Raw genomic sequence first — 10,705 nt, forward strand, 5'->3', positions numbered from 1 at the left:
CTTAGTGGAAAAAAAGGAATTTTGGAGATGAAAGATTTTGACGACGATACAAAAAACATCACTTTTGAAGAGAAAAATCAGTAAATTGTCAAGCGAATTGTAAACATTTTATTAAAAAATATTGGTTGAAAATCGAAACAAAAAATCGTATCATAGCTATTAGGAGTCTATGAGGTTTATGAAGGAGGAGTTGTTTTGCTGGAGATTAAGTCTAACGAGGCAGAAAATGCCTGCAAGATCATCGTCGTCGGGGTTGGCGGTGCAGGTAATAATGCTGTAAATAGAATGGTAGATGAGAATATTACCGGTGTAGAGTTCATCGGTATTAATACTGATAAACAGGCACTTCAGTTGTGCAAAGCACCAAAGCTTTTACAGATTGGTGAGAAGCTCACTAAGGGACTTGGAGCAGGCGCTAAGCCTGAGATCGGACAGAAAGCAGCAGAAGAGAGTTCAGAGGAAATATCAGCAGCACTTAAAGGCGCTGATATGGTTTTTGTTACCTGTGGTATGGGTGGCGGAACTGGTACTGGAGCAGCTCCTGTTGTAGCTAAGCTGGCAAAAGAGATGGGCATCCTCACTGTAGGCGTTGTAACCAAGCCTTTCAGCTTTGAGGCTCGTGTTCGTATGCAGAATGCTATGCTTGGTATTAGCAATATCAGAAACAACGTAGATACTCTTATTGTTATTCCTAACGATAAGCTTCTTCAGATAGTAGACAGACGCACTACAATGCCAGATGCACTTAAGAAGGCTGATGAAGTACTTCAGCAGGCTGTTCAGGGAATCACTGATCTTATCAATGTTCCTGCAGTTATCAACCTCGACTTCGCTGATGTTTCAACAGTCATGAAGGACAAGGGCATCGCCCATATCGGTATCGGTAGTGGCAAGGGTGATGACAAGGCAACAGACGCTGTTAAGATGGCTGTTGAGAGTCCACTTCTTGAGACCAAGGTCAATGGAGCAACAGATGTTATCATCAATATTTCTGGTGATATCACTCTTACAGATGCATCTGATGCATCAGAATATGTTCGTCAGCTGGCTGGTGATGACGTTAACGTTATCTTCGGTGCAATGTATGACGAGAGCAAGACAGATACATGTACTGTTACTGTAATCGCAACAGGAATTGAGGCAACAGGCACAGGTAATGCAGCAGTAGCACAGGCTAAGGCTCAGGCTGCAGCTAAGCCAGTAGCTCCAGCACCTACTCCTGTAGCTCAGACAGTAGCTACACCAGTTACTCCTGTTCAGCAGACAGTAACACCAATAACACCTGTTCAGCCAACAATCTCTACAATTGGTACTCCTGCAGCAGAGGCTTCGGCTGCATCATCAGCTACAAGACCTCTGACACTTAACAGACCAAGCGAGATTAAGAGCACAGTAGAGCCTAAGTCTCTCAAGATTCCTGATTTCCTTCAGAGAAAGTAATATAGTTTTCAGTGCCCTCCGCAATAATGCGGAGGGCTTTTTTTTACATATATCAATATTTTATATAGAAAAATGCGGTAAATCATGCTACAATAATTTGTGTATTGATATTGTTTTTCACACAATATACAGTGGACATATCATTAAAAAATTGGAGGGAAAGTCATGAAATGCCCGTTTTGCGGAAAAGATGACACAAGAGTTATTGATTCAAGGCCAGCTGATGAGAATACTTCCATCAGACGTAGGAGAGTATGCGATTCCTGTGGCAAGAGATTTACAACTTATGAAAAGGTTGAGACTATTCCGCTTATAGTCATCAAGAAAGGTGATGTTCGCGAGCCATACGATCGTTCCAAGATCGAAGCTGGTGTGCTTAGGGCATGTCATAAGAGACCTGTAAGTGCAGAGCAGATTTCCAAGCTTGTTGATGCTGTAGAGACAGAAGTATTCAACATGGAGCAAAAGGAAATTCCAAGTCGTGCTATCGGTGAAATCGTCATGGACAAGATGAAGAATCTTGACCCTGTTGCTTACGTAAGATTTGCATCTGTTTATAGAGAATTTAAAGACGTTAATACATTTATGGATGAACTTAAGTCTGTGCTCAGAAAAGAGGCAGATGGTACAATTACCGATGCTACAGACAAAAGTACACCACTTTTAAAGGAACAATAAAAGCTCATTTCCCCGAGGAAGCGCGGCTTCTTCGGGGTGTTTTTTGCTTGACATTTTATTAACTGACACGTATATTGTTCATGTGATGGACCAAAAAGGTCCATAAAAACTTAATACTAGGAGGATTTTAACATGATCAACAAGAACTCCCTAAGGAGAAAAACTACAGGAGCTCTGGCAATCGTGTTAACGACACTGGCTATTGCATTGAGCGGATGTTCAAGCGACAAGACAGCAGGAGATGATTCTTCTAAGATTACTATCGGAATACCTCAGGATATTGACGGTCTTGACCCCCATTATGCGACAGGGGCAGGAACTAAGGAGGTTCTTTTTAATTTGTTCGAAGGGCTTGTCAAGCCTGATGAGAACGGTAATCTTAACCCTGCTGTAGCAAGTGAGTACACGATTTCAGAGGACAACAAGGTTTACACCTTTACCTTGAGAGATGGGATCAAGTTCCATGATGGAAGTAACGTTACAGTAGAGGATATCAAGTATTCTATTGAACGTAATATGGGCACTGATGGCAGTGAGCCCCTTATCTCATCTTATTCCAACATTGACAGTGTAAATATTGTAGATGACAAGCATGTGGAAGTAGTGCTTAAGGAAGGAGATTCTGATTTCCTTACACAGCTTACAGTAGCTATTATTCCAGCTTCTAACACTGATCCGGCTACTAATGTCATTGGTACAGGTCCTTACAAGTATGTATCAAGCTCACCTCAGGAGAACTTTATCATGACAAGATATGATGATTACTGGGGAGATAAGGCATACATCAAGGATGTTGTATTCAAGATCGAGGCCAACTCAGATGCTGTTGTTATGGACCTTAACGGCGGATCCATCGATATGTATGCACGTATCACCAGCACACAGGTAGAGCAGCTTAGCGAGGATTTTGAGGTTTACGAGGGAACAATGAACCTTGTACAGGCTCTTTACCTTAACAACGCTGAGAAGCCTTTCGACGATGTAAGAGTTCGTCAGGCCCTTTGCTATGCTATTAACCCTCAGGAGATCATGGATTATGTATCTGACGGTGCAGGCACAGAGATCGGAAGTGCAATGTTCCCCTCATTTACCAAGTATTTCCTTCCTGAGCTCAACGACACATACAACACTGACTTTGACAAGGCAAAAGAGCTTCTTGCAGAGGCTGGTTACCCAGATGGATTTGAGTTTACAATAACAGTTCCATCTAACTACACTCAGCATGTTGATACTGCACAGGTTCTTTCAGAGCAGCTTAAAAACATCGGTGTTACTGCAAACATCCAGGAGATCGAGTGGAATTCATGGATTTCAGATGTTTACTCAGACAGAAAGTATCAGTCAACAGTAGTAGGTGTAGATGCATCAACTCTTGCAGCTTCTTCACTTCTTGCAAGATATGTATCAGATGCAGGCAGGAACTTTACGAACTTTAACAGCGCAGCATACGATGAGGCCTATGCAAATGCACAGAATACCTCAGATGACAGCGCCAAGACTGAGTACTACAAAGAGTGTGAGAGGATCCTCTCAGAGGAAGCAGCAAGCGTATACATCCAGGATCTTCCTGAGTTTGTTGCTCTTAACAAGAAATATACAGGATATGTATTCTATCCTCTTTATGTTCAGGATATCAGCAAGATAAAGCTTGCTACTGAATAATAGAGCAGGAAAAACCTAAGGCGAGGTACACATATATGAAATATATCATTAAAAAGTTTGGCATGATGGTAGCCACATTATTGGTAGTTTCTCTATGTGTGTTCCTCGCCTTTAATATTATTCCGGGGGATCCGGCCCTCAAAATGCTGGGAACGGAGGCTTCCCCAGAACTTGTAGAACAGGTGAGAGCAGAAATGGGACTTAATGACCCTGTTCTTGTTCGCTACGCAAGATGGTTTCTAAATTTTATCAGAGGGGATTTTGGTACTTCCTACAATTATAAGGTTCCTGTAGGCAGCATGATCCTTAGTAAGATACCAATAACGCTTACAATGGGGATCATGGCCTTTATTATGACTGTTTTAGTCTCAATACCTATGGGAATTGTAACGGCCAAGCACGAGAATGGACTTCTTGACAGGAGCATAACAGTGATAAACCAGGTAATAATGGCTATTCCGCCTTTCTTTTCCGGAATCCTTATTACGTTTATCTTTGGAATGATCCTAAGGCTCTTTACTCCGGGCGGATTCGTAAACTACACTGCTGACTTTGGAAAGTTTGTCAGATATCTGATCTTCCCTGCAGTGGCCATAGCTCTTCCAAAGGTTGCCATGACGGTAAAGATGCTAAGAGGAAGCCTTATTGACGAGTCGCTTAAGGACTATGCAAGAACTGCTTATTCAAGGGGAAACAATACAAATGGCGTGCTGTATAGACATATTCTGAAAAACGCCGTTATTCCTGTCATTACATTTCTTGGAATGGCCCTTGCAGACATGATCGCAGGAAGTATTGTTATTGAACAGGTATTTAGTATCCCGGGCATAAGCAGGATACTTCTTACCAGCATCAGCAACAGGGATTATCCGGTGGTAGAGGCTATCATCATGGGAATTGCAATGATAGTCATCGTGGTTAACTTCCTGGTTGACGTTATTTACAGAATTGTGGATCCAAGGATAGGACTTGAGGATGAGTAAGGCAAGAAAAGATTTAAAAAGAAATATCAAAAGTAATCCATACCTTCTCGCAGGGCTGATAATCACAGGCCTGATACTTCTCATGACTATTGTTGGGATCTTTTGGACTCCCTATGAGCCCACAGCCATGAATGCTTCTGAGAAGCTTAAGGGAGTGTCATTTAGGCATCTTATGGGAACTGACAACATGGGAAGGGATATTTTCAGCCGTGTTATGTATGGTAGCAGGATCACGCTCCTTATTGCTATTGGTACTGTTGCTATAGGAGCGGGAGTTGGAACAATAATTGGCGCATTAACTGGGTATTTTGGTGGAATGCTGGATGAAGTTATGATGCGTATCATTGACGCACTTTTTGCTTTTCCAAGTATTCTACTTGCCCTTGTTATAGTCAGCGTCTTTGGAACAGGCTGGATACAGCTTCTTGTTTCCCTTGGAATAGCCTTTGTGCCCAGCTTTGCCAGAATTGTAAGAGGCGAAGTTTTAAGGTGCAAGAACATGGACTATGTGGAAAATGCCAGACTTCAGGGAGTATCAGATTTTCGTATGATATTCGTCCACATTGTTCCTAATATTAAGGGAGTTATGGCATCTTCCATAATGATAGGATTTAATAATGCAGTTTTGGCAGAGGCAGGACTTAGTTATCTTGGTGTCGGCTCACAGCCGCCTTATGCAAGCCTTGGCAAGATGCTTTCTGACGCCCAGCAGTACATGTTTACAATGCCCAGCTATGTTCTTTTCCCAGGTGCAGTAATAGTTCTTATGGTACTTGGATTTGCATTTTTAGGAGAGGGGATCAGCAGATGGAAATAATACTTGATGTAACTGACCTTCATATTGAATTCCATGACTCTGATACTCCTTTTGTGGCTGTTGAGGACTTTGACCTTATGCTGGGAAAGGGCGAGATCGTTGGAATCGTTGGAGAATCAGGCTCTGGAAAGAGCATGAGCGCCCTTGCTATAGCGGGGCTCCTTAACAGAAAGAGCCTTAAAAAGAGCGGAAGGATCATGTTCGACGGAAATGATCTTTTAACCTGCGACAGAAAAACCCTTCGTTCCTATCAGGGTGATGAGATATCCATCATCTTCCAGGAACCTATGACAAGCCTTAATCCGGTAAAGAGGATAGGATGGCAGGTTGAGGAACCTCTTTTCATACATCACCCTGAAGTATCCAAGGAGGCCAGAAAGGTAATGGCTATAGAGATGCTAAGGTCTGTGGGGCTTGAAAATGCAGAGGATGTGTACTACATGTATCCCCACGAGCTCTCAGGCGGAATGAGACAGAGAGTCATGATCGCCGCCGCCATGATAGGGGATCCTAAGATACTTATTGCGGATGAGCCTACGACTGCTCTGGATGTAACAGTCCAGGCCCAGATTGTTGAACTTCTTAAAAAGCTCAACAAAGAAAGACAAACCTCCATTATCTTCATATCTCATGACCTTAGCCTTGTTAACCAGCTGTGTCAGAGGGTTATAGTAATGCAGGAAGGCAAGATTGTGGAGTCTGGAAGAACCAGTGATATATTCACAAGACCAAGAGATCCTTATACCAAAAGGCTTATAGCTGCAATACCAAGGATCGACCTATCAAGGGATGACAAAGCCAATGAGTGATAGAGATGTTTTAAAAGTAGCTGATCTTAATGTCTTTTATAAGAACAGAAAGAGAAAGCTCTTTTCAAAAAAGAATAAGAAGATCCAGGCTCTCTATGACGTATCGGTCAATATGGAGGAGGGAGAGGTGCTGGCGATTGCCGGTGAGTCGGGAAGTGGCAAGTCCACCCTGGCAAGGGCTATAGTTGGCATCAACAAGGACTACACAGGTACTATCTGGCAGAAATACGACAGGCCCCAGATGGTTTTCCAGGATCCTTACAGTTCCCTTAACCCTGCAAAGAAGATAGGATGGCTCCTTGAAGAGCCCCTTCGGGTTGATAAAACAAGAGAATGGACTAAGGAAGAAATGGAAAAGAGAGTTCTTCAGATCCTTGAAGAGATCGAGCTTCCAGTTAGCATTCTTGACAGATACCCGGCTCAGCTGTCGGGAGGCCAGAGACAGAGAGTGTGCATAGGGATTGCACTTATGAGATCCCCCAAGCTCCTTATTGCAGATGAACCGGTTTCGGCCCTTGATGTTACGATCCAGGCCCAGATATTAGAGCTCCTTGAAAATCTCCATAGAAAGCATGGTATTTCAATCATCTTTATATCCCATGACCTTAGAGTGGTCTATAAGATCAGCGACCACGTAATGATCATGAAGGATGGAAAAGTAGTAGAGTACGGCGAGACAAAAGAGCTTTACAAAAATCCTAAGGCTGATTACACAAAGAGCTTATTAAAAGCAGCGGGAATAATGAATTAATTTTCTATTGTTTATAGGATTTTTATGATTTTTTTATTATAATGTTGTAAATATATGCGAAGATAGTGTCGAAATAATTTGTGAGTCACAATGGTAGATGAGAAAGGAGGAATAAGATATGGCGTTGAATGGACTTAATGGATATATCTCTAATTACAATGCGTATAATATTCCCTCTGCTACTGATAACTCACAGGTAAGACCATCTCCTGCAGAAACTCAGGGTAACAAGGCCTTAAATGAGCAGCAGCAAAAACCTGAAGAGAAAAAGAGCAGTTTAGACCTTACTGTAGAAGTACCATCCAGGGAAAACGCTTCAATAGAGAATGTAGCTATATCCTTTGGTCAGTACGACGGTAATTCAATAGATCTTTTTGGAGATATGGGACTTGCATCAAGAGATATGAAACAGGCTATCTCAGGTATGCAGAAGGATCAGCTTCTTCACCAGTATCAGTACTTTGTAGGAAAAGACTTAAGCGGACAGCAGAGCAATATCGTAGCTGGAACAGAAGATGGTGTAGTTGTAAGACTTCACTGATATATTTAAGAGGATCCGGCCCTTTAATATTGCGACATCTTCATGGTAAAATATATCCTGTATGTTCACAGAAGCTAATATGAATGGAAAAGTAAATATCTGGCACAGTCTTGTTTCTGGCCTTTTTATACTGGTGATGTTTTTATCTGTCCTTATTCTGGCCAATATTGCGCCATTTGGAGATAAGACTTTTTTGATGTATGACTTAAAGAGACAGTATGTGGATTACTATGCCTATTACAGAACCCTTCTTACAGGAAAGAACAATATTTTCTATTCCTTTTCCACAACCCTTGGCTCTGGAATTATAGGCTTCTTTGCCTATTACATGACAAGCCCCTTTATTATGCTTTTATCCCTGTTTAGCAGAGACAGGATATATCTTGGGATTACCCTTATTATTGGTCTTAAGCTCATTCTTGCTTCTTTCATTATGGACTTTACTCTGCAGAAGGCCTTTGGAACATCAAAGAGTGCATCTGTATTTGAAAGAAACAGCGCCTCTATCTATATTGGGGCAGTATCATGGGCTTTTTCAGGCTTTCTTTTCGCCCACAGCATGAATCTTATGTGGATCGATGTGGTAATGCTTTTGCCAATATATATCTACTTTCTTGAAAAACTCCTTGTAAAAAATGAAAAGGCGCCATTTATTATAGTACTTTCATTGATGGCACTTCTTAACTATTACATAACCTACCAGGTTGTGCTCTTTACAGCGCTCTGGACAGTGGTCCGCATTGTAGTCCTTGGCCTTAAAAAGCCAATTGCCCTTATATGGAGAGTTATTTACTCATCAGCAATATCAGGCGCCATATCGGCTTTTCTTATGATCCCGACTTTTTTGGAGCTTATGGACAGCCCAAAAGACGTAGCGCTACTTGGAATGAAGCTAAAAAACAACAACCTGTCCTTTGTGGATCTTATTTCGAAGCTCCCTACTTTATCTTATGATGAGATTGAGCCAAGGTTTGGATACCCACAGCTTTTCTGCGGAGTTTTGCTGGTAACGCTCATTCTTGTCTATTTTCTTTCAAAAGAGATTGCCCTTAAGGAACGTATTGGAATGCTGTTTTTAGTTCTTTTCATGATGCTGTCCATGGGGATCGATCTTTTAAACATCATCTGGCATGCAGGCATGGAGCCTTCTGGACACCCATACAGGCAGGCGTTTTTCTTTGTGTTTTTGGTCATACTGTGCTCGGTGAGAGTTCTTTTGATGTTTGAAAAGAAAGAGGGCCTGGTAATACCAGCGGTGGTCCTTGTGGTGATGCTGATGGGACTTTTCTTTATAAGAAGGGGAGGCTATGACCATATTTCAAATAAGACAATAATTGTTAATCTTGCGCTGATCCTTTGCTATATGGCTGGAATCTTTATCTCTTTTAATGCTAAAAGAAATAAAGAAAGAGCCCTTAGCGTTATCTTTTCGGTATTTCTTTTGATAAATATACTTGATCTTACTGCCAATGCATACAATACATATGGCTTCCAGGCACTTAAGTGTGAGAGCGCTTTGGAGTATTCTGAAACCATCAGTGACAATTACAAAGAGTTTTCTTATGTAAAGGGAAATGACAGGTATTTTTACAGAATGGAAAATCTTGTTCCCAGACAGCAAAATGATGCTCTGCAATATGATTTTAACGGTATTACGCACTATAGTTCTGCAGGGCTTGTTTATGCCAGATATTTTCTGCAAAGGCTCGGCTACAATGATGATAACCTATACACGGGCTATGGCCATGACAATACTGAGACGGCTGACTCTCTTTTAGGAGTTAAGTATCTGATAGGGGATGGGGAGGTTCCTGTTCACTGGAACTATCCTCTGTTCCACAAGGGCACAAGAAATAGTTATCTTAATCCGTATGCCCTTAAGCTGGCAGTCGGAACTAAGGATTTTGACCTTGAGGGAATATCAGATCCGGGAGATGTACGGCCTGATCCTGCTATGACACATGTTTCAGCCCTTGATCCATTTTCTCTTCAGGAGGATATGTACAGCAGGATAACGGGAAAGGAACAGCATATCTTTGTGGATGCAGAAGTTTCTGGTGGAGACGTACTTGAAACGGATGGCAAGTTCAAAAAGATATTTGAAGTTACAGCAGCTATGGATGGCGAGATGTACATGTACCTTGGAGGCCTTATTGGAGCTGGGGAAGGACTCTCTGTATACAGAGGAGAAGATTTTTTGACCAGCTACGGAAATCTTTCCTGCACCAAGGTGCTTAATCTTGGCTATTTAAGTAAGGGTGAGAGCCTTGAAATCACTGTTCAGGCTGAAAATGAGGATGATGACTTTGGAGAAGCTCTTTTTGTAACCGAGGATGTAAGTGCTCTTGAAAAGGCATATGAGGATGCTGATGACAGGAACTGTATGGTTACAAGGATGAGTTCATCAAGCCTTAAGATTGAGACGAAAGACTATGACGGAGTTTTCATGACAGTCCCTTATCAGGATGGCTGGAATATTAAGGTGGATGGCAAAAAGACAGACGCGGTTTCTGTCTATGACTGTTTCACATACGTGCCAATTGATTCTGAAAAAGAAACTCATACAGTGGAAATGAGCTTTATCCCCAAGGGAATAGTTTTAGGGTGTATCATCACTATTCTTGGGATCAGTTGCCTTGCTATTGTCGTTATTATGGACAAAAGGAGGCGCGTATGAAAAAGAAGATCAGATTTGTGGTTTTGGCCACTGTGATATTTATCTGCTTTTTCATGGTTTCTTTTATCGCAATGAAAGACATGCGGTCGAAGAATATGGACGCTACGGATTTTATGTATGCCCGCTTTGGAAAGAACAAGATAAATGTCTTTGAAAGCAATGGTGAGCACTATTTCTTTTTGCCTTCATTCCTGAATGAAGAGGATCTTAAGTTGTCTTATGAAGCCAAAAAACATGAGATCAACTATCTTAGATCAGAAAACCTTGCATCGGTTTTCGTAACTACAAGGTCTAAGAGCCTTGACGCCATTCTTGCGGACAAAGACTACAAGGAATCAGGCAGGATC

General features: G+C 41.8%; 10 protein-coding genes. All 10 read left to right on the forward strand.

The window, feature by feature from the left end:
• The first annotated feature begins 195 nt into the window (after positions 1–195).
• Positions 196–1,440 (forward strand): cell division protein FtsZ, encoded by a 1,245-nt coding sequence (gene ftsZ / locus J6I68_RS14130; RefSeq protein WP_292221257.1) that lies wholly within the window; start codon positions 196–198, stop codon positions 1,438–1,440.
• Between the two features lie 165 nt (positions 1,441–1,605).
• The gene (gene nrdR / locus J6I68_RS14135) at positions 1,606–2,118 is read left to right on the forward strand and encodes a transcriptional regulator NrdR (RefSeq protein ID WP_292221258.1); all 513 of its coding nucleotides are present in this window, start codon (positions 1,606–1,608) and stop codon (positions 2,116–2,118) included.
• Between the two features lie 132 nt (positions 2,119–2,250).
• On the forward strand, positions 2,251–3,780 hold the full coding sequence (locus J6I68_RS14140) for an ABC transporter substrate-binding protein (protein WP_292221260.1): 1,530 nt from the start codon (positions 2,251–2,253) through the stop codon (positions 3,778–3,780).
• Between the two features lie 35 nt (positions 3,781–3,815).
• A complete protein-coding gene (locus J6I68_RS14145; RefSeq protein ID WP_292221262.1) occupies positions 3,816–4,763 on the forward strand; it encodes an ABC transporter permease in 948 nt (315 codons plus the stop codon).
• Positions 4,756–5,580: an ABC transporter permease gene (locus tag J6I68_RS14150; protein WP_292221263.1), complete on the forward strand. Its 825-nt coding sequence runs from the start codon at positions 4,756–4,758 to the stop codon at positions 5,578–5,580. The genes J6I68_RS14145 and J6I68_RS14150 overlap by 8 nt, the downstream gene beginning before the upstream one ends.
• A complete protein-coding gene (locus tag J6I68_RS14155; protein ID WP_292221264.1) occupies positions 5,571–6,389 on the forward strand; it encodes an ABC transporter ATP-binding protein in 819 nt (272 codons plus the stop codon). Before J6I68_RS14150 ends, J6I68_RS14155 begins: the two co-directional genes overlap by 10 nt.
• Positions 6,382–7,140 (forward strand): ABC transporter ATP-binding protein, encoded by a 759-nt coding sequence (locus J6I68_RS14160; protein WP_292221266.1) that lies wholly within the window; start codon positions 6,382–6,384, stop codon positions 7,138–7,140. The genes J6I68_RS14155 and J6I68_RS14160 overlap by 8 nt, the downstream gene beginning before the upstream one ends.
• A 118-nt stretch (positions 7,141–7,258) precedes the next feature.
• The gene (locus J6I68_RS14165) at positions 7,259–7,681 is read left to right on the forward strand and encodes a hypothetical protein (protein WP_292221268.1); all 423 of its coding nucleotides are present in this window, start codon (positions 7,259–7,261) and stop codon (positions 7,679–7,681) included.
• Between the two features lie 79 nt (positions 7,682–7,760).
• Entirely contained in the window at positions 7,761–10,358 is a 2,598-nt protein-coding gene (locus tag J6I68_RS14170; protein ID WP_292221269.1) for a YfhO family protein, read from the forward strand.
• Positions 10,355–10,705 (forward strand): hypothetical protein (locus J6I68_RS14175; protein WP_292221270.1); only part of this gene is annotated, 351 nt, incomplete at its 3' end. The genes J6I68_RS14170 and J6I68_RS14175, both read left to right, overlap by 4 nt.

The sequence above is a fragment of the Butyrivibrio sp. genome (genome assembly GCF_017940685.1).
In the GTDB taxonomy this organism is placed as follows: Bacteria; Bacillota; Clostridia; order Lachnospirales; family Lachnospiraceae; genus Butyrivibrio.